The following is a 22,418-nucleotide window of genomic DNA, read 5'->3' on the forward strand; positions in this document are numbered from 1 at the left end:
TTTTCATTTCTCGCTTTGCTTTCGCTTGACGAGGTTTGGTTCGGTTGCTGTCGTTTCATATTGGTCGCTATGGACCATTCACGACTGCGTTCGTTTTACATCTCTTTGCACTGTTTAGTTTTCAAGGACCTGTGCATCGTCGCTCATCAGCAACGTTTTATATTATACTGTTTAATAAAATCCATGTCAACACTTAATTTATTACTTTGTTATTAACAACAACTTTTTTATCATATCACTTACAGAATAAAAATACAATATATAAATTATGTAACTATTACCAATAAATCTTTAATAATATAGCATAACCATTATTCTTCTGTCAACCTAATACTAAATAAATGCGGGAAAGATTAATCTTCCCCGCTTAATACCTTAGCAACTGCAACTACTTGATCACCTTCACCCAGTTTCATTAACATCACTCCCTGGGTACTCCTTCCAAACAAAGATATATCACTAGCTTTAATTCTTATCATTATACCATCTGCACTAATCATTAATACTTCATCATCAGGTCTAACAACCTGCAACGATACAACAAGGCCGTTACGCTCAGTACATTTAATGTTTATTATGCCTTTTCCGCCCCGTGCTTGAGTTCTGTATTCATCAATTTTAGTTCGTTTACCGTATCCTTTACTAGTTACCACCAGTAATTCTGAATCTTCTCGTACTAAATCCATGGAAACAACTTTGTCTTTTTCATTTAAAGTAATCCCTTTTACCCCTCTAGTAGCTCTACCTGTAGAACGTATATCAGCTTCTGAAAATCTTATCGCTAAACCATTTTGAGTACCTATAATAACTTCAACTGTACCATCGGTGAGTAAAGCATTAACAAGTGCATCCCCTTCATCCAGATTAAGAGCTTTTATACCATCCCGCTTGGTATGTATATATTCACTCAACGGTGTTTTTTTAATAATCCCATGCCTTGTACCCATAAGCAAGTAGTATTCATTATCAAAATCTCTAATTGGTATGACTGTTGTAATATATTCATCCTGGTCTATATAAAGCAGGTTAACAATTGCAGTACCCCGAGCTTGTCGTCCTGCCTCAGGGATTTCGTATCCCTTTAATTTATATACCTTGCCTTTATTAGTGAAAAATAAAAAATAATGATGTGTAGTAGCTATAAATAAATGACGTAAAAAATCATCTTCTTTGGTACCCATAGCATTAATGCCCCGACCGCCCCTTCGCTGACTGTGGTAGGTATCTAGTGGCATTCTTTTTATATAACCTTGGTTGGTAATAGCAATTACTACATCCTCTTCGGAAATTAGGTCATCATCTTCAAAATCAGTGCTATCTTTAGAAATAACAGTCCGGCGTTGGTCTCCGTATTTATTTTTTATAGCTAATACTTCTTCTTTGATGATGGCTAAGACCATTCTCTCATCTGCTAAAATAGAACGATAATATTCTATCTTTTGAATCAACTCTTTGTACTCAGCCTCTAACTTCTCCCTTTCTAACCCTGTTAAACGATGTAAGCGCATATCCAAGATTGCCTGAGCTTGATTTTCCGATAGTGCAAACCTGGTTATTAATCCTTCCCGGGCTGCCTCAGCATTTTTGGAACCACGGATAATTTTAATTACCTCATCAATATTAGCCTGTGCTATGCGTAATCCCTCTACGATGTGCGCCCTTTCTTCTGCCTTTCGTAAATTAAACTTAGTACGGCGTATAATAATATCTTTCTGATATTCAAGATAATGAAATAATATATCCTTCAAGTTTAAAATCTTAGGTTCACCATTAACAAGGGCTAACATAATAATGCCAAAAGTATCTTGCATTTGTGTATGCTTATATAATTGGTTTAATATCACCTTATGATTAGCATCCCGGCGTAATTCAATGACAATACGCATTCCTTGTCGGTCGGATTCGTCTCTTAAGTCAGATATACCATCAATTTTTTTATCTTTTACTAGCTCAGCAATCTTTTCTATTAAACGGGCCTTATTAACTTGGTAGGGTAACTCCGAAACAATGATACTGGTTTTTCTACCATTTTCCTCTAAATCAACCTTAGCTCTAACTTTAACTGCGCCCCTACCGGTTTTATAGGCCGAGCGTATACCTTCCTTGCCCATTATAATAGCACCAGTAGGAAAATCAGGCCCATTAATATATTTCATTAAGTCAGAGATATCGATTTGTGGATTATCTATGAGCATTACTAAACCATCAATAACCTCAGTTAGATTATGGGGTGGAATATTAGTAGCCATACCTACAGCAATACCGGCTGAACCATTGACAAGTAAATTAGGAAATCGAGAAGGAAGAACAACCGGTTCTTTACCACTTTCATCATAATTAGGCATAAAATCAATTGTTTCTTTATCTATATCAGCCAACATTTCGGTGGTAATTTTATTTAAACGAGCTTCAGTGTAACGCATAGCAGCTGGTACGTCCCCATCTACTGATCCAAAGTTACCGTGCCCATCGATCAGTGGATAGCGGCAAGAAAAATCTTGAGCTAATCTTACTAGGGCGTCATAAATAGACGAGTCACCATGAGGGTGATATTTAGCCATTACTTCACCCACTATATATGCCGACTTGCGGTGTGGTTTATCAGGAGTAACACCAAGTGTATGCATTGCGTACAGAATTCTTCGGTGTACAGGTTTTAATCCATCTCTTACATCAGGTAAGGCCCTGCCAACAATAACGCTCATAGCGTAATCTAAATAAGAATGTTTCATTTCTTCATTAATATCAATAGGAATGATTTTTCCGGTCAAAGCAGGCAATATTATTCACCTCAAATAATATTTAGATTAAATATTATTATATAAATACTATAAATATAATAATTTTAGTAATAATTCTCTCTTTTTTTGTTATTTGTAAAAAGCGGGTATCAAGTCCCGCTTTTTATAAATAAACAATTTATATATCAAGATTTCTAACTGCCCTGGCGTTTTCTTGAATAAATTCCCGGCGTGGTTCAACTCTGTCACCCATTAGCATGGAGAAAATTTCATTTGCCTCAATAGCATCCTCCAATTGCACTTGCAATATTGTGCGAGTAGCAAAGTTCATGGTAGTATCCCAAAGTTGCTCTGGGTTCATCTCCCCCAAACCCTTATACCTTTGTAAAGTTATTTTATCGTGGCCAATTTTCTTAAGTAATTGCTCTAATTCTTGATCACTATAGACGTAAAATTCTTTTTTATCTTTACGTACCCGAAACAATGGTGGTTGGGCAATATAAGCGTATCCATTTTCAATTAACTGCCGCATATAACGGTAAAAAAATGTAAGTAGTAATGTACGAATATGTGCTCCGTCTACGTCAGCATCTGTCATGATTATAATTTTATGATAACGAGCTTTTTCAATATTGAAATCATCACCAATTCCTGTACCCAGTGCTGTAATTAAATTCCTTATTTCTTCGTTAGATAATATTTTATCCATCCTGGATTTCTCTACATTTAAAATTTTACCACGTAGAGGCAAAATAGCCTGGTAGCGCCTATCCCTTCCCTGCTTAGCTGAACCACCTGCAGAATCACCTTCCACAATAAACAACTCACTTAATGACGGATCACGTTCAGAACAATCAGCTAATTTTCCTGGTAAAGTAGAACTCTCTAACGCGGTTTTGCGCCTCGTCAATTCTCTTGCTTTACGAGCTGCATCCCTGGCCCTTGATGCGTTAATTGACTTTTCAAGAATTTTACGAGCAACAGAAGGGTTTTCTTCTAAGAATAGATTTAAATTCTCTGATACCATAGTATCAACTATACTACGTACTTCACTGTTACCTAGTTTGGTTTTTGTTTGTCCTTCAAACTGTGGTTCGGGTACCTTAACACTAAGTATAGATGTCAGACCTTCACGAATATCTTCGCCTATGAGATTTGTTACGCCATTTTTAAAAATGTTAAATTTTTTGCCATAATCGTTAATTACTCTGGTTAAGGCTGTTCTAAAACCTGTTTCATGTGTACCACCGTCTATAGTATGAATGTTATTTACATATGAAAATGAATTCTCCACATATCCATCGGTATATTGAAAGGCCAATTCAACTATAACCTGATCTTTAATATCTTTAAAGTATACAGGTTTATGCTGAACAGTTTTATTCTTATTTAAATACAGTACAAAATCAGTAATACCGCCATTATGCTGAAAAACACGTTGTTGTTCTGTACGTTCATCAGTATAAGTTATTTTAACCCCCCTTGTTAGGAAAGATAGTTCTCTTAAACGTTGAACTAAAGTGTCTTGACTAAATTCTAATTCCTCAAATATTTCCCGATCTGGTTTAAAGGTTATTTTAGTGCCTGTATTACTAGCTTTACCTATCGTCTTTAAACTTGTTACAGGAACCCCTTTTTCAAAGCGTTGAAAATAAATAAATCCATCCCTGCTAACCTCTACTTCTAGATACTCCGATAGGGCATTAACTACCGATAAACCTACACCATGTAGACCACCACTTACTTTATAGCCGCCACCGCCAAACTTTCCGCCAGCATGTAACACAGTTAAAACCACCTCAACAGCTGGTAAACCCATTTGAGGTTGGATATCTACGGGAATGCCTCGCCCATTGTCTACCACTGTTACTGAATTATCACGGTGGACAATGATGTCAATTTTATCGCAATAACCCGCCATGGCCTCATCAATACTATTGTCTACTACTTCATAGACCAGGTGATGCAAACCCCTGGCGCTGGTACTGCCAATGTACATGCTAGGTCTGCGACGAACGGCTTCTAACCCTTCCAGTACTTGGATTTCTTCTGCGCCATACTTGGCATTATTATCCAAAAAAATATCCTCCGTTTCTATTTCCTTATAATACTTTATAATGACCTTTTCTTAAGTGTAGGGCAAGAAATTGGTGAAAGATAAATTTTGTTATCAGTGATAACATAAGTTTTTTCTTTACCTGGTTCTGATATATTTACGATAAAATCTTCCTCTAATGCCATATCTAAAAATTCACGGGTAATAGCAGAAGATTGTGATCTAATATCTAGAATTGCAACTATATCCTTTTTAGGAACAATAACATCTCTACCAAGATGTAAAAACAATCATACAACCTCCCTTATTTTACCGTTATTAATTAAGTATACCCTATTTACATAATTGCTATTTTTACCCATCTGTGTTGTTGTTATGAATGATTGCACATGGTTACTTATTAATTTAAATAAGTATTGCTGTCGTTGGTCATCTAGTTCCATAAGCACATCATCTAATAATAAAATAGGATATTCACCATTCTCATTATAAAACAACGTTATTTGGGCAGTTTTTAAGGCTAAAACAATAGATCTTATTTGTCCTTGGGAAGCGTAATAACGGGCATCCTTATTATTCACTAAGAAAATAATATCGTCCCGGTGTGGACCAAATGTAGTTTGTTTTTTGTATAATTCTTCTTTTTGCCTTGTTTTCCCTTCAGACTTGAATTGTTGGATAATTTGTTCGATATTTGTATTACTCGTAATTTTTAATGTAGATAAATATTTCATTTCTAATTCTTCATTTCCACCAGTAATTAATGCGTATGTTTTTTGTACTAATGGTATATATTTTTGCAAAAGTTTAATTCTTCCTGATAATACCTTTGAACCATATTGATAAAACGATTCACTCCAAACATGAAATGAATCGTTATTTCTAATCCCATTACGTAATAAATAATTTCTTTGTTCAACTACTCTGCGATATTGCATAAGATCTCGTAAATATACAGGTTCAAGCATACCAATATCACGGTCTATAAAATCACGTTTTATCGAAGGAGGGCCTTTAATTATTTGTAGATCATCAGGCTTAAATAAAACTATACCAAACCGTCCAGGTAAGAATTTACGCTTTTCTTCAGAACCGTTTATTAATAGTTTTTTTTCATCATGATTTATGTGTAGAGATATATCCATATTAATATTATTTAGTTGATAAACTGCTTTAATAGAAGCATTCTTACTTTGCCAATTAATAACGTCACTAGCTTTTTTGCGAAATGAATAACCAAGTCCACTATAATATATTGCCTCCAACAAATTAGTTTTTCCTTGAGCATTTAATCCGGTAATTAAGTTAATACCTGGATGTGGTTCCCAATGCAGAGTTTTATAATTACGAAAGCTATTAATATTTAAATTCTTTAAGATCAATCATAAGTCCTCCGTTCGAGAAACAACCAGAAATGATCCAATGTTTTCTATATCTACCAGGTCACCGTTTTTTAATTTGCGAGACCTACGATTTTCAGATATTTTATTTACTCGCACCATATTATTTAAAATATAATACTTGCTTTGTCCCCCTGTTGTAGCAACACGGCACCATTTTAAAAACTGATCTAGTCTGATTTCGTTTTTAATTAATATTTTATTATCCATAAAAATATCATCCTTGAGATACGGCCGGAACAAGTATAGAAAAATATCTATCTTCATCAACAGGTTTAATCAGAGCTGGACTATCCTGGCCGCTTAATTTAATAATTACTTCGTCGCTATCAATTGATTTTAATACTTCTATAAAAATACGTACATTAAAACCAACATCCAAAGGTTCTCCTGTAAAGTATGCTTCAAGTTCTTCTCTTATTCGCCCGGTTTCAGTATAGAAATAAATCATTATTTTATTAGGTTTGAAAATTATATTAAAAACATTTCTCTTTGTATTCACTAATAAGGATGCTCTCTCTGCAGCATCTAATAATTGACTTACAGATGTTTTAACTTCACAAATATAATTTTTAGGAACAACTATTCTATAATCAGGATACTGACCGGCAATAAGACGTGACATTATACAAATATTATCAATTGTAAAAAATACTTTGTTTTCTGTTACATATAAAATTAGGTCATTATCTGTTAAATCCAAAATTTTAAAAAGCTCATTAAGAGTTTTACCAGGAATGATAATATTTATTGGTTGTATGGGTGGTGTTTCTAACTCTTCTACACATAAAGCCAACCTTCGTGTATCTGTGGCAACCATGGAAATTGTTCCGTCTTGGTTAACTTGAATGTTAACTCCAGTAAAAACAGGTCGGTGTTCTTCATTTGATACAGCATAAATAACATGTTTGAGCATATTTTTAAGTTTATCTTGTTTCATTATTAAAGTGGGTTTATCTGGTAATGAGGGGAACATTGGAAATTCATCGGCCGGATAACCGTTTAAAATGACCTCTGATTCGCCGTATGAAAATTTAGTAGTATTATTGGAAATATCGCATTTGATGTTGATATCAATATCAGGTAAGCGAGTAAATAGACTTGTAACATATTTAGCTGGTATAGCAGTTGTTCCACTAATGATAGTAGTTACAGGCATTGTACAACGAATACCGAATTCGAGATCAGTAGAAGATAAATATAACATATTATCTTCACTTTCAAAATGTAAACAAGTTAGTAACGGCATAGGACTTCTTTGTGAAACAGCTTTTTGAGTAATCTGAACAAGGGTATTTAATTTTTCTCTTGGTGCAATAAATTGCATATCAATCACCTTAATATAATAAAATAATAAGTAAAAGTTATAGTAGTCTTTGTGAATAAGTGGATAAGTGTTATAAAGCTAATAGTGGCATAATTTTATTTATTTAATAAGGTTGTTATTAAAGTTAATTCTGTTTAATGTTTTCAATTATATTGTTAATTGTTTGGGAAAGAGTGGAATCACTTGAAATTTCTGTAGCAATTTTTTCATGGGCGTGTAATACTGTTGTATGATCCTTTCCACCAAAATAATTACCTATTTTGGGTAATGATTCCGTGGTTAATTCACGACATAAGTACATAGCTATTTGACGTGGATATGCAATAGCCCTGGTTCTTTTTTTTGATTTCATGTCATCAAGCTTTATATTAAAGTAACCAGCAACTTTTTGTTGTATTAGTTCGATAGTTATTTTAGTCGGTTTTTTGTCCGGCAACAGGTCTTTTAGTATTTCAGCGGCCTTATCCCTATCTATTAATTCGTTGTTTAATGAGCTGTAAGCAGTTACCCTTATTAAAGCGCCTTCTAATTCACGTATGTTAGATTGAATACGGTCCGCAATAAAGCTTATTACTTCATCAGATACAGTAAGATTTTCCAATTGAGCTTTTTTTTGTAATATAGCAATTCTTGTTTCGTAATCAGGTGGTTGAATATCTGTTATTAGACCCCACTCGAAGCGGGAGCGCAGTCTATCCTCAAGAGTAGGTATATCTTTTGGCGGACGATCGCTGGATATAACAATTTGTTTATTTGCTTCATATAAAGTATTAAAGGTGTGAAAAAACTCTTCTTGTGTTGCTTCCTTACCAGCTAAAAATTGGATATCATCAATAAGTAGAATGTCAATGTTACGATAAATATTTTTAAATTCAACTGTCTTTTCTTCACGAATGGCTCTAATTAAATTATTAGTGAATTTCTCTGAAGTAACATACGCAACAATATAATTGCTATTGTTATTTTGTCTTGCATAGTGACCTATGGCGTGCATTAAATGTGTTTTACCTAAACCAACACCACCATAGATAAATAAGGGATTATAACCTTTTGCGGGTGATTCAGCGACTGCTAAGCACGCGGCATGAGCAAACCTGTTATTGTTTCCTACTACATAATTTTCAAAATTATATCTAGGATTTAGAATGGAATATTTCAGATTTAGTAACTCTTCAACTAGACCACTACTGTGCCCGTTAAATTGATGTATTTCATCTTCCATGATGAATTGAACTGTAGTTATAGAATTACTAATATCTGAGATAACTTCTTTAAATAAAAGAGCATAATTATTGTTAAGCCAATCTTTCGAAAATTGGTCTGGTACTCCAACATAAAAAGTGTTATTTTTTATTGAAATAGGTTGCATAGTATTTATCCATGTTGAGTAAGACTGGGGGGTCAATCTGTTTTTTAGCTGATTAATCGTTTTTTTCCAAATTGAATTCACATTATTAACAGTCAATGTCATGTCCCCCTAAAGCTATATAAATTTGTAATAATAATAATTTACACACAGACTTATCCACAGGTTGTGAATAAGTCTGTGTGTCGTAAGCTTATGAAAATGATATCAAAACTTCACAATCTATTCAATAATAATTAAAGTAAACTGTAAATAAGGTAATCTATTTAATTTATTTTTTTCACAATTTGCACAAGATGTTATTAACAAACTGTGTATTATATTATATACTGAAATGAGGTATCCTGCAAAAGCATTGCTTGACTGTGATTAAGGGTGTATTATATAATGATAACGTACATCTATTATTTTCCATATTTTTGGTAATAAACAAGAAATAAAGGGGGATACTCTATTTAATGAAGAGAACATATCAGCCAAAAAAAAGTAAGAGAAAAAAGATTCATGGCTTTTTAAAAAGAATGTCAACCAAAGCTGGTCAAAATGTTATCAAGAGAAGAAGGTTAAAAGGGAGAAGAAAACTTACCGCATAAGGTCGCTTGATAAAGTGGCCTTTTCCTAATGTATAAGGATTTAATGTATGCAAAAAAAATACTTAATTAAAAAAAATATTGATTATCGCAAGGTATATAATTCTGGAATATCTTTAACAAATCGTTATGTGGTAATTTTTGTATCTAAAAATAACCAAAGTAACAAAAGATTTGGTTTTTCAGTTAGTAAGAAGATTGGTAAGGCTGTTAAAAGAAATTATATACGTAGAAGATTAAAGGAAATTTGCCGATTAAATGAAAATTGGTTTCAAAATGGATATGATTATATATTTATTGCACGTAAAGGAATAGATGAAGTGAGTTATAATATTCTGGTTGGTAGTTTAGAAAAATTGGTATATCGAATAAGTAAGTTGATATCAGGGAAATTTAAAACATGAAGAAAATAATAATTTTTTCCATACGTCTGTACCAGAAGTATATTTCCCCACTTAAAGTTCCCAGTTGTAGGTTTTATCCTTCTTGTTCGGAATATGCTATACAAGCGATACTAAGGTATGGCGTATGGAAAGGAATTATGAAAGCTATAATTAGGATATTAAAGTGCCATCCTTTTCATCCTGGTGGATATGATCCGATTAAATGATTTGTAGTTTTAGGAGGAGATGGTTTGGGGGAATTATTTCAGTCTCTGGTTAATGCAATAACCTCATTAACACACTGGTTATATGGGCTTACAAGTAGTATAGGTGTACCAAGTTATGCTTTAGCTATAATAATATTAACTCTACTAATAAAATTAGTATTATTTCCATTAAACCAAAAACAAATGTTATCGATGAAACGCATGCAAGAAATACAACCGAAAATAAAAGAAATACAAGAAAAATATAAAAATAAAGATCCGCAAAAAATGCAGCAAAAGATTATGGAAATATATAAAGAACATAATGTTAATCCAATGGCCGGTTGTTTACCTATGTTGGTGCAAATGCCAATATTAATTGCTTTGTATCGTTCCTTGCTGCACATACAATTTATTAATACAGATCATGCAGGTTTTTTTTGGATAAACACCTTATCGGATAAGGATCCTTTATATATTTTGCCACTACTAGCAGGATTAACTACTTATATGCTGACGAAATTAACATCATCAACTACAGATCAAACACAACGAATGCTGCTTTACATGATGCCTGTATTTATCGCCTGGATAAGTTTTACATTACCATCAGGTCTAGTTTTATACTGGGTTACATTTAATATATTGGGTTTTGCACAACAATTTTTTGTAAACAGGCAAGTTGCGCAAGCAAGGGAGGGAGCTCCTTCGAAGTGAATTACGTCGAAAAAATTGGCAAAACTATAGATGAAGCTGTTGAAAATGGTTTGGTTGAATTAAATGTATCGAGAGATGATGTTCTAATAGAAGTTCTTGAAGAGCCAAATAAAGGTTTGTTTGGAATTATAGGGGTTAAGCCTGCACGGGTAAGGATAAAAGTAAAGAAAACTGTTGTTAGTCAGGCTCAAGAATTTTTAAGTAAAATAATGAATATCATGAATCTTGATGTAAAAATAGAATTAATTGAAAAAGAAGAAAAAGTACTTATCAACATAAACGGTCCTGATTTGGGTATATTAATAGGTAAACGTGGAGAAACCTTAGATGCAATACAATATTTAGCAAACTTATCTGCTAATAAAAATATGGAAAAAAGAAAAAGAATTTTTATCGACATTGAAGGATATCGTAAACGTCGTGAAGATACATTAAAAAAATTAGCTTATAGATTAGCAGATAAAGCGTGTCAGAGAGGGCGAAATGTTATATTAGAACCGATGAATTCAATGGAGAGAAGGATAATTCACACTGCTCTTCAGGGTAGAAATGATATATACACATTTAGCGAGGGTGAAGAACCTTATCGCAAAATAATTATTGCACCTAAAAAATAATAATGATAAAAAACCCAGCACGGACAATCCGGGCTGGGTTTTTTCAAACGGAGGTAGTTTAATGATTGGCGACACTATTGCAGCTATTTCAACACCACCGGGTGAAGGCGGAATAGGAATAGTCAGAATTAGTGGACCAGAAGCTATTGATATTACTAATAAAATATTTAAACCGGCCAAAAACAAAAGATGGTATAAGCAAAATTATAAGCTTAATTATGGCTATATTCATGATCCTGATAATAGTCAAATTATTGATGAAGTTTTAGTTGGTATAATGCGAGCACCTTTCTCTTATACCAAAGAAGATGTTATAGAGATTAATTGTCATGGTGGAATGTTACCATTGCGTAAAACATTGGAACTGGTTTTAAAAAAGGGCGCCCGCCTGGCAGAGCCTGGCGAATTTACAAAACGTGCTTTTTTGAATGGTAGACTGGATTTGATCCAAGCCGAATCTATTATTGATATTATCAGAGCTAATACTGAAGATTCCATGCGTCTGGCAATTGGGCAGTTATCAGGAGGATTATCAAAAAAAATTAATGAAATACAACAGCAATTATTATTGATTATCTCTATTATTGAAGCTAATATCGATTTCCCGGAAGATGATGTCGATCAATATAATTTAATTGAAATCAAGCAACGTGTTGAATTGTTAGAACAGGAAATAAATAATCTATTAGATTATGCTGAAACAGGTAGGATATATCGCGAAGGTTTACGTACTGTTATTATTGGTAAGCCAAATGTAGGTAAATCATCATTGTTAAATGTTTTATCCAAAGTAAACAGGGCTATTGTTACTAATATACCAGGAACTACCAGGGATTTAATAGAAGAAGTAATTAATATTGGAGGTGTACCGATAAAAATTATTGATACTGCTGGTATTCGTGAGACTGAAGATATTATTGAAAAGATAGGCGTTCAAAAAACAAAAGAAAGTATTCAGAATGCTGATTTAGTTATATTAGTATTTGATGCCCAGGTAGGTTTTGATTTTATTGATAACCAAATTGTTGAACTAGTAAAACACAAAAAAGGGATTAAAGTTATAAATAAAATTGATGTTATTAAAAATAAAAATGAATTTAATACAAAACAAAAAGTAAGAAATTTATTGCCTCATTGGCCATTGATTGATATATCTGCCCTTGAAGAAAAGGGCATTGATAAATTAAAGAATGAAATAGTATCTATTATAACGGGGGGTAAGGTTATTCCTCAGGATAATATTATGATTAGTAATATTAGACACAAAAACCAGTTAGTAAAGGCTGTTAATTATTTAAAGGATGTGCAAAATGGTATTCTTCAAGGTATAGCTATTGACGTATTAGCTATAGATATACGTGGTGCTTGGGAAGCCGTGGGTGAAATAACTGGTACAGCTGTTAATGAAAACATTATAGATAAAATTTTTTCGGAGTTTTGTATTGGAAAGTGAGGAGTAAAATGGAATATTTAGCCGGTTATTATGATGTGGTAGTTATTGGGGCCGGACATGCTGGATGCGAAGCTGCATTGGCAGCAGCCCGTTTGGGCATGAAAACACTAGTTCTTACTATAAATATGGATAATATTGCTATGATGCCGTGTAATCCGGCTATGGGCGGTCCGGCTAAGGGACAGTTGATTAGGGAAGTTGATGCTTTGGGTGGTGAAATAGGACTCAATACTGACCGTTCAGCAATTCAAATGCGTATGTTAAACACAGCAAAAGGACCGGCTGTACAAGCATTACGAGCGCAAGCTGATAAAAATTATTATCATTTAAATATGTTATATGTGCTGGAAAACCAGATAAATTTAGACGTAAAACAAGTAATGGTTGAAAAAATATTGGTCAAAGGTGGATGTGTTACTGGTGTTGTTGGTCAGTCAGGCGCAGTTTTTAAAGCTCGTTCAGTAATTATCGCAACAGGTACTTTTTTAAATGCTCGTATTATTATAGGTGATTTAGCTTATTCAGGTGGTCCTAATGGTAATTTTCCATCAATTAAGCTTTCTGATAGTTTAAAAGAATTAGGATTCAATTTAGGACGTTTTAAAACAGGAACCCCGGCCAGAGTAGATAGGCGTAGTATAAATTTTGATAAAATGAATATTCAACCTGGCGATGAAAGATTATTAAATTTTTCTTTTATATCTGATATTTATAGTAGGGAACAAGTTCCATGTTGGCTTACCTATAGTAATGAAGAAACACATAAGATTATTAAAGAAAACTTACATCGCTCCCCGCTGTACAGTGGTCTTATTGAAGGTGTGGGGCCGCGCTATTGCCCGTCTATAGAAACAAAGGTAGTCAGATTTTCAGATAAGGCAGCTCATCAAGTTTTCATTGAGCCTGAGGGAAAAAAAACAAATGAAATGTATGTCCAAGGTATGTCTACTAGTTTACCTGAAGATGTTCAACTGGCTATGTTAAGGACAATACCAGGTTTAGAGAAAGTGGAAATAATACGCACTGGGTATGCTATCGAGTATGATTATATTGTACCCAGCCAGTTAAAATTGAATTTAGAGACCAAAGATATTGACGGTCTGTTTACAGCTGGTCAAATTAATGGTACCTCCGGTTATGAGGAGGCAGCTGCACAGGGTATAATTGCTGGTATTAATGCTGCTAGATACGTAAAAAACGAGGAACCTTTTGTTGTTTCTAGAACTGAAGGTTATATTGGGGTATTGATCGATGACCTTGTTACTAAAGGAGTTACAGAACCTTATCGTTTATTAACATCTCGAGCTGAATATCGTTTAATGTTGCGTCAAGATAATGCAGATTTAAGGCTTACGGAAAAAGGGTATCAAATTGGTTTAGTTACGCCAGAACGCTATTCACGATTTATCTATAAAAAGAAAGCTGTAGAGGAGGAAATAAAAAGACTTAACCGCACATTTGTGGTGGCAGGTCCTGATGTACAAGCTATACTTGAAAAGAAAAAATCTTCATTATTTCAGGGTAGTATAAACTTAGCAAATTTATTAAAGAGACCGGAGATAGAGTACCGGGATATTGAAAATTTGACAAATGAATATTCACCTTTAGAAGATGAGATTAAAGAAGTAGTAGAAATACAAATAAAATATGAGGGTTATATAAAAAAACAAGCTGCACAAGTTAAGAAATTTGAAAAAATTGAACAAATGAAGCTACCATCTAATATTAATTATCTTAATATAAAAGGTTTGGCTACAGAAGCTGCACAGAAATTAGAGGAGATTAGGCCATTATCTATCGGACAAGCTTCTCGTATTTCAGGCGTTAATCCGGCTGATATTTCTGTTTTGTTAATTTATCTAGAACTAATAAGGCGTGAAGCTAATAGTAAGGATAATGCTAATGTGGGGATAGACAACCAATGAATGATTTATTTAGACATACAATTCAACATGATTGTGAAAAACTTGGTATAATCATAAACAATGATATTATTGATAAATTTGAATTATATTATCAAATGTTATATAAAAAAAATAAAGAGATTAACTTAACTACCATTACTACCCCGGAGGAAGCAGCTGAAAAACATTTCATTGATTCACTATCCTTGAATCATGAAATAAAATTATTATCTGCTAATAATATAGTAGATATAGGTAGTGGTGCTGGTTTTCCAGGCTTACCGTTAAAAATTTATAACAATGATCTTGATATGACTTTAGTTGATGCGGTTGGTAAAAAGGTCAAGTTCATGCAGCAGGTTATTCAAGAACTAAAATTGCAAAATGTAAATGCAATTAAGACCAGAATTGAGGATTTAGCCTCGATTTGCAGGGAAAAATATTTTGTAGCGGTCAGTAGGGCAGTTGCTGATTTAAGGGTTTTAGTTGAATATGCCTTACCAATAGTACGGGTCAGCGGTTATGTTATTGCTACCAAGGGTCCAAATATTAATGAGGAAATTATTTTAGCCGATCGGGCTATAAAAATACTTGGTGGAGAAGTAGTAAATATTCGACATTTAACTTTACCTATAAGTCAAGAAAACAGAGCAATAATAACCATAAAAAAAATTAAGCCAACTCCAGTTAAATACCCTAGAAAAGCTGGAATTCCAAAAAAAAGACCTTTATAGTAATAAAAAAACAGGAATATTGAATCCTGTTTTTTTATTACTATAAAGTGGGAAGGAAGTAAGGTAGTATATGAAGAATTAAATCAATTATCTTGTTATAAGAAGCATCTAAGGGGTGCATATTTTTGGGACAAATAATTGCTATTACTAATCAAAAAGGGGGAGTGGGTAAAACCACTACAGCTGTAAACCTTTCCGCATGGTTATCTATATTAGGATGTAAAGTAATGCTTGTTGATATAGATCCACAGGGTAATGCAACTAGCGGTATTGGTGTTGATAAGGATAGTCTTAAATATTCCATTTATGATTTACTTTTAGGTAATGCTGAAATTGAGGATATAAAAAAGAAAAATATATTAGAAAGACTTGATTTAATACCTTCTTCAATCGAATTAGCCGGTGCCGAGATAGAAATGGTAGGTATAAAAGACAGGGAGTTTTTATTAAAAAATATTTTAGATATAGAAATCAGCAAATACGATTACATTATAATTGATTGTCCGCCTTCACTTGGATTATTAACTATCAATGCTCTAGTAGCAGCTAATTCGATAATTGTACCGTTGCAATGTGAATATTATGCTTTAGAAGGTCTTGGCCAGTTAATGAATACTATTAAACTTGTGCAGCAAAGTATAAACAGGAATTTAATAATTAAAGGCGTTGTATTAACAATGTTTGATGGCAGAACCAATTTATCTATACAAGTTGTTGATGAGGTAAAGAAGTTTTTTAAAGATAAGGTGTATAGAAGTATTATCCCTCGTAATGTGAGATTAAGTGAGGCTCCAAGTCATGGAAAACCGGTTATGTTATATGACAAGCGTTCAAAGGGTTCAGAGCTTTACCGTGAGTTAGCATGTGAGGTGATGGGAGGTGAATAGAAAAGGTTTAGGTAGAGGGCTTTCGGCTTTAATACCTGTCGATGATGAAATAAATTGCGGCAGTGATGAAATGAAAGAAGTAGATATAAATAAAATCTATCCAAACCCAAGTCAACCCAGACAAAAATTTGATGAAACCAGTTTAAATGAACTTATTGAGTCCATAAGAACACACGGACTAATCCAACCGATTATTGTAAGACCAGGAAAAGATGAAGGTTATGAGATTATTGCTGGTGAAAGGCGTTGGTTGGCATGTAAGAAGTTAGGTTTAAATCAAGTGCCAGTAATAATTAAAACCTATAATGATTTAGAAGCATCTGCAGCTGCACTTATTGAAAATATTCAAAGAGAAGATTTAAATGCAGTCGATGAAGCCAATGCTTATCGAAAATTAATGGATAATTACGGGTTGACTCAAGAAGAATTGTCAATAAAAATTGGTAAAAGCCGATCCTTTATTGGTAATATGGTTAGAATACTGGCTTTACCAGATGCAATAAAAGATATGTTATTGGAGGGTATTATAACTGCTGGTCATGCGCGTGCATTATTACCAATTACTAATAGTGAAATACAATTGAAAATTGCATTAAAGATTATAAAACAGCATCTTAGTGTACGTAAAACTGAAGAAATTGTGAAGAGGTATATTGAAAAAGAAAAAGAGAATAAAACAGATAAAGTAACGTCAAATATGGAAATATTGGAATGGGAAAGACAACTTATAAAAGATTTTGGGAAAAGAGTAAAAATTAAAAGCAATTCAAATGGAAGTGGTCAGCTTATTATTAAGTATGATAATAGCAACGAATTGATTACATTAATAAATAAAATTAAAAAAAATTAAAATGTTTCACGTGAAACAAAGAGCCAGGAGTTATAAACAACTCCTGGCTCTTTGTTGTTCACATTCTTGAGCTACTTTAGCTAATCCCTTAACGATGATATCAGCCATTTTCATGACCAGATTAAGCCTGGTATTTTGCAATACCAAATACTCCATAAATCCTCCCACATTTACTATTCCGGTAATATAAATATGCCCAACAGAAGGTAAGGATTTGTTAACACCTGCTCCCGGTTGCAGAGAGCCATCTCCAATGGTGATTTGACCAACATGCTCTATACTGCCTAAACATGCATCTAAAGCAATAATAAAAGGATTAGTGTGTTTTTGCTGGATAAGGTTCAGATACTCTTGCAAATTTCCTGCATGCACAGGTTGTTCTAGATTTCCATATAACTCAAAAAAGTTATTATGTTGACAATATAATTTAGTACCTACCAATGGTCCAAGACAATCGCCTGTTGAACGATCAGTGCCAATACATATGATTACCACAGGTCTGTGTTGATAAACATTATATTGGGCAAATTTATCCATTACAGCAATAAATATTTTTTCTGCAGCCTGTGGGTCTTCAATACTTACCCTGCTCTTTAAAGGATTATTTAAGGCTTGATTTGCTATAGCCACAATATCACCCCTAATATAAAACAAACAACTAATATATTTATTTCCATGATGGTTGATATTTATTCTTTTTTTAGTAAAAAGATAATTAATTAATGCATAAACTCAACTTATAGGGGTGGGAGGTGATAGTCCTTTAATGAATAAACAAATTTCCACTATGAAAATAGCTGCTATGTATATGGGATCTATAATAGGTGCCGGTTTTGCGTCAGGCCAGGAAATAATGCAATTTATTACTGTTCATGAACGAGACGGAATTAAAGAAGTGTTTTTAATTACTTTTTTATTTTGTTATCTTGGGGCAGTAATCCTGTATTTATCTAATAAGTTTAAAACTGATAATTATTTAGTTATAATTAATTATCTTGTTGGTAAGAAAACTACTATCTTGCTTGATATAATAAGCTTATTAATGCTTGCAGGTGGATTAGGTGTCATGCTATCGGGTGGTGGAGCAGTATTTAATGAATATTTAAATATGCCTGCTTGGTATGGAATCTTGATTTTAGCCTTAATTAATTGCCTTGTTTTATTCTGTGGATTACAGGGAGTTGTTTGGGTAAATGCTATATTGGTTCCGTTAAAAATAACGGCTATATTATTAATATCGTTATTATTAATTAAGATGCAAAATTCATCCACAGGACTAAATATTGCTATCGAACCACCAGAAAATATATACAGGAACTGGGTAATATCCGGGTTTTTGTATGTTTCCTATAATATGATTGTGGTGGTTGCGGTATTATCTACTATCGGAAAAAACATCAACACGAAAAAAGCAATTAGCGGTGGATTATTAGGTGGAATAGGCCTTGGTATTACAGCTGGAGTTATGTATTGGGCCGAACTAACAATATATCCTGAAATTATAAACTTTAAAGTACCTATGTTATATATGGCCGGGTTAATAAGTGACGGTATGAAAAGTATTATGGGTATATTAATTTGGGTGGCTATTCTAACTACGACGGTAGCCAATGCACATGGCTTTGCAGCCCGGTTGTCAGAAGTAAACAGTAATATGTATAAACTAGTTGGTATTGGTGTAACCATGCTGTCTATACCCATAGCAAGGTTTGACTTTGATCAATTAGTTGGAATTATATATCCTCTTTTTGGTTATGCAGGCTTATTATTAATTATTATTTTAATATTTGGTCCACCTCTAAAATATTTACGGTTGATTATAATAAGAGTAAAAAATGTCTGGGGGGGAAAATATTGAACTGGTTGGACTGGGTATTTATTTTAATCATAATATTTTCTACCATTAGAGGACTTAGTACAGGTTTTATTGTTGGGGTATCTAGTTTTGCAGGGTTAGTTTTAGGTATTACATCTGCTATTATAGGTTACCGGTCATTGGCTGTTTATCTTGATAACCAATGGGGATGGGGGAATAGTATTTCCGAATTGATTTTAAATTATTTACCTCCAACCTCATTACAGGATTTAATAAATAAAATATCTATAGTTAATTTTCAGCTAAATAACCAAAATAAGCTAATGTCGGAAAGTTTAAATAACGTAGCAGACCAATTAGCAATTAATATTCTATATTTTATATCATTTTTCCTAATACTAATATTTGTATCTTTATTTGTGAAGGTTGCTTTGGGATTTTTCTCCGGCGCCGTGACTCATACCTTTCTTAGACCATTAGATTATTTGGGTGGGTTAATATTAGGATTAGTTCGTGGTTTGATTATTGTTTTAGTTGTAGCATTCTTTTTGGAGCCTATATCAGCAGCTAGTGTGATAGCTAGCCAAGAAAAAACTGGCTTTATTTATCTGGCTACAAACCGCTCTTTAATTATTCCATATGCTTTGGAGTTGCTGAACATGTTTAACCTACATTTACCTTAATAACCTTTTGGAATTACTTAAAGTAACTGGATATTTGAATTTAGATATAAATAATCAGGTCATAATAAAAACATTAATACGTCGGGAGGATATCTATGACTGAAAAAAGTAGGTTTGCTTACAGTAAAAAAATTGTATGGGATTATTTAAATAATCAGGAAAAGGAAGAAGTATTCCATATAGGTGAAGATTATAAGCGATATATAAAGATGGCCAAAACGGAAAGAGAAACAATAAAAATTACAAAAGAGTTTGCCGAAAATAATGGTTATGAACCAATAGAAAAAATAACCGGTCCGTTACAGCCTGGAACTCGTATATACCAAGAAGTTAAGGGAAAAGCAATAGTAATGGTTACTATAGGCAATAGTCCCCTTACAGAAGGGGTAAACATTATCGGTGCCCATGTGGATAGTCCTCGTTTAGACCTAAAGGTTAGTCCTTTATATGAAAATAATAATTTAGCTTTAATAAAAACTCATTATTACGGAGGAATTAAAAAATATCATTGGCTTTCGTTGCCACTGGCTTTACATGGGGTAATTATAAGAAGTGATGGAATAAAGATTAATATTTGTTTGGGAGAAGATGATAGTGATCCTGTTTTTACTATTACAGATTTATTACCTCATCTAGCGAAGGATCAGTTGGATAAAAAAGTATCGGATGCTTTTCCAGGTGAGAGCTTAAATGCTCTATGTGGCAGCTTACCTATTAAAGATAATCATATCACGGATAGGGTAAAGGAGTTTGTATTAGAGTTATTAAATAAGCATTACGGTATTATTGAGGAAGATTTGTTTAGCGCTGAATTAGAGTTAGTTCCTGCATTATCTCCTAGAGACGTTGGTTTGGATCGAGCTTTAGTAGGTGCTTACGGTCAGGATGACCGTGTTTGTGCGTATGGTTTATTAAAGGCTATGGTTGGGGTTGAACGTCCGGTTAATACTGCTGTAGCTGTTTTTGCTGATAAGGAGGAAATTGGGAGTGCTGGTAATACCGGAATGCAATCCAGTTTCTTTCTTGATTTTATGGCTGAACTGCTGGAAAAGAGTACCGGTAATTATAATGAATTGCTATTGCGCCGGTCTATGAGGTTATCGCGGGCGTTGTCTGCAGATGTTAACGCAGCGATTGATCCTAATTTTGAAGAAGTTATGGAGAAAAACAACGCTACTCGATTGGGTAGTGGTCTTACTATTACTAAATATACAGGTTCGGGTGGTAAAAAAAATGCAAATGATGCTCACGCTGAATATCTAGCCCGGGTGAGGAAAATATTAAATGATCACAATGTAATCTGGCAAACAGGTGAGTTAGGAAAAGTAGATCAGGGCGGCGGCGGCACAATAGCCTATATGTTAGCAAACCTAGGTATTGATGTAGTTGATTGCGGTGTCGCCTTATTAGGCATGCACTCGCCTTATGAAATTTGTCATAAAGCTGATATTTACATGATGTACAAGGGTTATCAGGCTTTTTTTAACTCCTAACAAATTTAATTTAGGCTAGGTGGTTGGCTATGTTGATTAAATATAATGTAGGAGATATAGTAAAAACTCGTAAACCACATCCTTGTGGTGGTGACGAGTGGGAAGTAATGCGTACGGGGGTTGATTTTCGTCTAAGATGCATTAAATGTGGTAGGGTACTGATGCTCCCAAGGCCAAAGTTTGAAAAAAGCGTTAAAAAAATTATTTTTTCAAAGGTAAGCCAAAATGGTAGTGATTAGTTATTAGCTTGCCCAATCTAAATATCTATGTTATAATACTAAAGCCAAAAATGGCAAAAAATTATATTCTATGGACCTACCCTGCTCTACTGCATAGATAAATTGTTGAAACAGTGATTTTGGCACAGACGCTGTTATAAATGATAATATCTATGTTTCAGTAGGGCCTTATGTCCACAGGGAGGAGGTGAAGATCGTGCGTCAGTATGAATTAGTATTTATTGTTAGGACGGATCTAGATGAAGAGACTACCGATGCTTTAATAACTAAAGTTAGGGGTATCGCGGAAATCAATGGCGCCGAGGTTACTAAGCTTGAGAAGTGGGGTAAGCGCAGGCTAGCCTATGAAATCAAGAATTCACGCGAAGGGTTTTACGTCATAATGAATTTCAAAGGTGAAGCAGCGGTAGCTGCTGAGTTGGACCGTATACTAAAGATAACCGAGAATATATTGCGGCATATGATCGTTCGTGAAGATGAAAAATAAATAGCCTTTATATAGAGATTTAAGCACATCAAGGCGGTGATTTTTTATGCTAAATAAAGTTATTTTAATTGGTAGACTGACCCAAAATCCTGAACTTCGTTATACACCCAGTGGAATGCAGGTTGCTACATTCACCTTAGCTTTGAATCGCATCTACAACAACCGGCAGGGAGAAAAGGTTGAGGATACTACTTTTATTGATATTGTTGTGTGGCAAAAGATTGCTGAGAGTTGTGCCAAGTATTTGAGCAAGGGGAGTTTGGTAGCAGTAGATGGGAGATTGCAATCTCGCTCTTATGACGATAAGCAGGGTATACGCCGTAAAGTAGTCGAAGTAGTGGCTAATGACGTGCGTTTTTTGAATTCTGCCAAGGATAGTCGTGGCTCGGTCGCCAGTGGTAATAAAATCGCCGAAGATGAGCATTTTGCAAGTGAAATTAGCTTTAACGAGGAGGATATTCCGTTTTAG

The 22,418-nt window shown here is 33.8% G+C and carries 24 protein-coding genes; 16 read left to right on the forward strand and 8 right to left on the reverse strand.

What is annotated here, in order from left to right:
- Positions 1 to 353 precede the first annotated feature (353 nt).
- From gyrA to dnaA, 7 genes are all read right to left on the reverse strand, one after another.
- Positions 354 to 2,780, reverse strand: coding sequence for a DNA gyrase subunit A (gene gyrA, locus SPSYN_RS03140; RefSeq protein WP_161821058.1), 2,427 nt, complete (start codon positions 2,778 to 2,780; stop codon positions 354 to 356).
- Positions 2,781 to 2,919: 139 nt separating this feature from the next.
- Positions 2,920 to 4,818, reverse strand: a complete 1,899-nt coding sequence (gene gyrB, locus SPSYN_RS03145; RefSeq protein ID WP_202623713.1) for a DNA topoisomerase (ATP-hydrolyzing) subunit B — start codon at positions 4,816 to 4,818, stop codon at positions 2,920 to 2,922.
- 35 nt (positions 4,819 to 4,853) lie between these two features.
- Positions 4,854 to 5,087, reverse strand: coding sequence for an extracellular matrix regulator RemB (gene remB / locus SPSYN_RS03150; protein WP_161821059.1), 234 nt, complete (start codon positions 5,085 to 5,087; stop codon positions 4,854 to 4,856).
- Positions 5,088 to 6,179, reverse strand: coding sequence for a DNA replication/repair protein RecF (gene recF, locus SPSYN_RS03155; protein WP_161821060.1), 1,092 nt, complete (start codon positions 6,177 to 6,179; stop codon positions 5,088 to 5,090).
- Positions 6,180 to 6,407 (reverse strand): RNA-binding S4 domain-containing protein, encoded by a 228-nt coding sequence (locus SPSYN_RS03160; RefSeq protein ID WP_161821061.1) that lies wholly within the window; start codon positions 6,405 to 6,407, stop codon positions 6,180 to 6,182. It abuts the gene before it with no gap.
- A gap of 7 nt (positions 6,408 to 6,414) precedes the next feature.
- Positions 6,415 to 7,524, reverse strand: coding sequence for a DNA polymerase III subunit beta (gene dnaN, locus SPSYN_RS03165; RefSeq protein ID WP_161821062.1), 1,110 nt, complete (start codon positions 7,522 to 7,524; stop codon positions 6,415 to 6,417).
- 124 nt (positions 7,525 to 7,648) lie between these two features.
- A complete protein-coding gene (dnaA, locus tag SPSYN_RS03170) occupies positions 7,649 to 8,989 on the reverse strand; it encodes a chromosomal replication initiator protein DnaA (RefSeq protein ID WP_243152888.1) in 1,341 nt (446 codons plus the stop codon).
- Between the two features lie 359 nt (positions 8,990 to 9,348).
- Between dnaA and rpmH the strand changes: the two genes are divergently transcribed.
- The 10 genes from rpmH (at position 9,349) to SPSYN_RS03220 (ending at position 17,231) form a co-directional block, all read left to right on the forward strand.
- The gene (gene rpmH, locus SPSYN_RS03175; RefSeq protein WP_161821064.1) at positions 9,349 to 9,483 is read left to right on the forward strand and encodes a 50S ribosomal protein L34; all 135 of its coding nucleotides are present in this window, start codon (positions 9,349 to 9,351) and stop codon (positions 9,481 to 9,483) included.
- Between the two features lie 47 nt (positions 9,484 to 9,530).
- The gene (gene rnpA, locus SPSYN_RS03180) at positions 9,531 to 9,884 is read left to right on the forward strand and encodes a ribonuclease P protein component (RefSeq protein ID WP_161821065.1); all 354 of its coding nucleotides are present in this window, start codon (positions 9,531 to 9,533) and stop codon (positions 9,882 to 9,884) included.
- Positions 9,881 to 10,090, forward strand: a complete 210-nt coding sequence (yidD, locus tag SPSYN_RS03185) for a membrane protein insertion efficiency factor YidD (protein WP_161821066.1) — start codon at positions 9,881 to 9,883, stop codon at positions 10,088 to 10,090. The genes rnpA and yidD overlap by 4 nt, the downstream gene beginning before the upstream one ends.
- A gap of 24 nt (positions 10,091 to 10,114) precedes the next feature.
- A complete protein-coding gene (locus SPSYN_RS03190) occupies positions 10,115 to 10,786 on the forward strand; it encodes a YidC/Oxa1 family membrane protein insertase (protein WP_161821067.1) in 672 nt (223 codons plus the stop codon).
- Positions 10,783 to 11,403 (forward strand): RNA-binding cell elongation regulator Jag/EloR, encoded by a 621-nt coding sequence (gene jag, locus SPSYN_RS03195; RefSeq protein WP_161821068.1) that lies wholly within the window; start codon positions 10,783 to 10,785, stop codon positions 11,401 to 11,403. The genes SPSYN_RS03190 and jag overlap by 4 nt, the downstream gene beginning before the upstream one ends.
- Before the next feature lie 61 nt (positions 11,404 to 11,464).
- Entirely contained in the window at positions 11,465 to 12,856 is a 1,392-nt protein-coding gene (gene mnmE / locus SPSYN_RS03200) for a tRNA uridine-5-carboxymethylaminomethyl(34) synthesis GTPase MnmE (protein ID WP_161821069.1), read from the forward strand.
- An 8-nt stretch (positions 12,857 to 12,864) separates the two neighbouring features.
- Positions 12,865 to 14,781, forward strand: coding sequence for a tRNA uridine-5-carboxymethylaminomethyl(34) synthesis enzyme MnmG (gene mnmG / locus SPSYN_RS03205; RefSeq protein WP_161821070.1), 1,917 nt, complete (start codon positions 12,865 to 12,867; stop codon positions 14,779 to 14,781).
- Complete coding sequence (gene rsmG / locus SPSYN_RS03210; protein WP_161821071.1) at positions 14,778 to 15,494, forward strand: 16S rRNA (guanine(527)-N(7))-methyltransferase RsmG; 717 nt, start codon at positions 14,778 to 14,780, stop codon at positions 15,492 to 15,494. Before mnmG ends, rsmG begins: the two co-directional genes overlap by 4 nt.
- Positions 15,495 to 15,619: 125 nt before the next feature.
- Entirely contained in the window at positions 15,620 to 16,381 is a 762-nt protein-coding gene (locus SPSYN_RS03215; RefSeq protein ID WP_161821072.1) for a ParA family protein, read from the forward strand.
- The gene (locus tag SPSYN_RS03220; RefSeq protein ID WP_161821073.1) at positions 16,374 to 17,231 is read left to right on the forward strand and encodes a ParB/RepB/Spo0J family partition protein; all 858 of its coding nucleotides are present in this window, start codon (positions 16,374 to 16,376) and stop codon (positions 17,229 to 17,231) included. Before SPSYN_RS03215 ends, SPSYN_RS03220 begins: the two co-directional genes overlap by 8 nt.
- Positions 17,232 to 17,261: 30 nt before the next feature.
- Here the strand turns inward: SPSYN_RS03220 and yyaC are convergent, their stop codons facing one another.
- Entirely contained in the window at positions 17,262 to 17,861 is a 600-nt protein-coding gene (yyaC, locus tag SPSYN_RS03225) for a spore protease YyaC (RefSeq protein ID WP_202623714.1), read from the reverse strand.
- Positions 17,862 to 17,997: 136 nt separating this feature from the next.
- On the opposite strand from yyaC, the gene SPSYN_RS03230 reads away from it, so the two are divergent.
- From SPSYN_RS03230 to SPSYN_RS03255, 6 genes are all read left to right on the forward strand, one after another.
- The gene (locus SPSYN_RS03230; RefSeq protein WP_161821074.1) at positions 17,998 to 19,089 is read left to right on the forward strand and encodes a YkvI family membrane protein; all 1,092 of its coding nucleotides are present in this window, start codon (positions 17,998 to 18,000) and stop codon (positions 19,087 to 19,089) included.
- A complete protein-coding gene (locus tag SPSYN_RS03235) occupies positions 19,086 to 19,730 on the forward strand; it encodes a CvpA family protein (RefSeq protein WP_161821075.1) in 645 nt (214 codons plus the stop codon). The genes SPSYN_RS03230 and SPSYN_RS03235 overlap by 4 nt, the downstream gene beginning before the upstream one ends.
- Positions 19,731 to 19,825: 95 nt before the next feature.
- The gene (locus SPSYN_RS03240; protein ID WP_161821076.1) at positions 19,826 to 21,223 is read left to right on the forward strand and encodes an aminopeptidase; all 1,398 of its coding nucleotides are present in this window, start codon (positions 19,826 to 19,828) and stop codon (positions 21,221 to 21,223) included.
- 29 nt (positions 21,224 to 21,252) lie between these two features.
- A complete protein-coding gene (locus tag SPSYN_RS03245; protein WP_423828275.1) occupies positions 21,253 to 21,462 on the forward strand; it encodes a DUF951 domain-containing protein in 210 nt (69 codons plus the stop codon).
- Positions 21,463 to 21,658: 196 nt separating this feature from the next.
- Positions 21,659 to 21,949 carry a 30S ribosomal protein S6 gene (gene rpsF, locus SPSYN_RS03250; protein WP_161821404.1) on the forward strand — a complete coding sequence of 97 codons (291 nt, stop codon included), beginning with the start codon at positions 21,659 to 21,661 and terminating at the stop codon, positions 21,947 to 21,949.
- A gap of 46 nt (positions 21,950 to 21,995) precedes the next feature.
- Positions 21,996 to 22,418: a single-stranded DNA-binding protein gene (locus tag SPSYN_RS03255; RefSeq protein ID WP_161821077.1), complete on the forward strand. Its 423-nt coding sequence runs from the start codon at positions 21,996 to 21,998 to the stop codon at positions 22,416 to 22,418.

Source organism: Sporotomaculum syntrophicum (assembly GCF_009932395.1).
Classification (GTDB): Bacteria; Bacillota; Desulfotomaculia; order Desulfotomaculales; family Desulfallaceae; genus Sporotomaculum; species Sporotomaculum syntrophicum.

Coding starts and splice junctions, on each gene's coding strand:
- yidD (WP_161821066.1), top strand. CDS start 9,881: ATGAAGAAAATAATAATTTTTTCCATACGTCTGTACCAGAAGTATATT.
- SPSYN_RS03255 (WP_161821077.1), top strand. CDS start 21,996: ATGCTAAATAAAGTTATTTTAATTGGTAGACTGACCCAAAATCCTGAA.
- SPSYN_RS03240 (WP_161821076.1), top strand. CDS start 19,826: ATGACTGAAAAAAGTAGGTTTGCTTACAGTAAAAAAATTGTATGGGAT.
- rpmH (WP_161821064.1), top strand. CDS start 9,349: ATGAAGAGAACATATCAGCCAAAAAAAAGTAAGAGAAAAAAGATTCAT.
- mnmG (WP_161821070.1), top strand. CDS start 12,865: ATGGAATATTTAGCCGGTTATTATGATGTGGTAGTTATTGGGGCCGGA.
- rnpA (WP_161821065.1), top strand. CDS start 9,531: ATGCAAAAAAAATACTTAATTAAAAAAAATATTGATTATCGCAAGGTA.
- SPSYN_RS03160 (WP_161821061.1), bottom strand. CDS start 6,407: ATGGATAATAAAATATTAATTAAAAACGAAATCAGACTAGATCAGTTT.
- mnmE (WP_161821069.1), top strand. CDS start 11,465: ATGATTGGCGACACTATTGCAGCTATTTCAACACCACCGGGTGAAGGC.
- SPSYN_RS03245 (WP_423828275.1), top strand. CDS start 21,253: ATGTTGATTAAATATAATGTAGGAGATATAGTAAAAACTCGTAAACCA.
- SPSYN_RS03230 (WP_161821074.1), top strand. CDS start 17,998: ATGAATAAACAAATTTCCACTATGAAAATAGCTGCTATGTATATGGGA.
- dnaN (WP_161821062.1), bottom strand. CDS start 7,524: ATGCAATTTATTGCACCAAGAGAAAAATTAAATACCCTTGTTCAGATT.
- rsmG (WP_161821071.1), top strand. CDS start 14,778: ATGAATGATTTATTTAGACATACAATTCAACATGATTGTGAAAAACTT.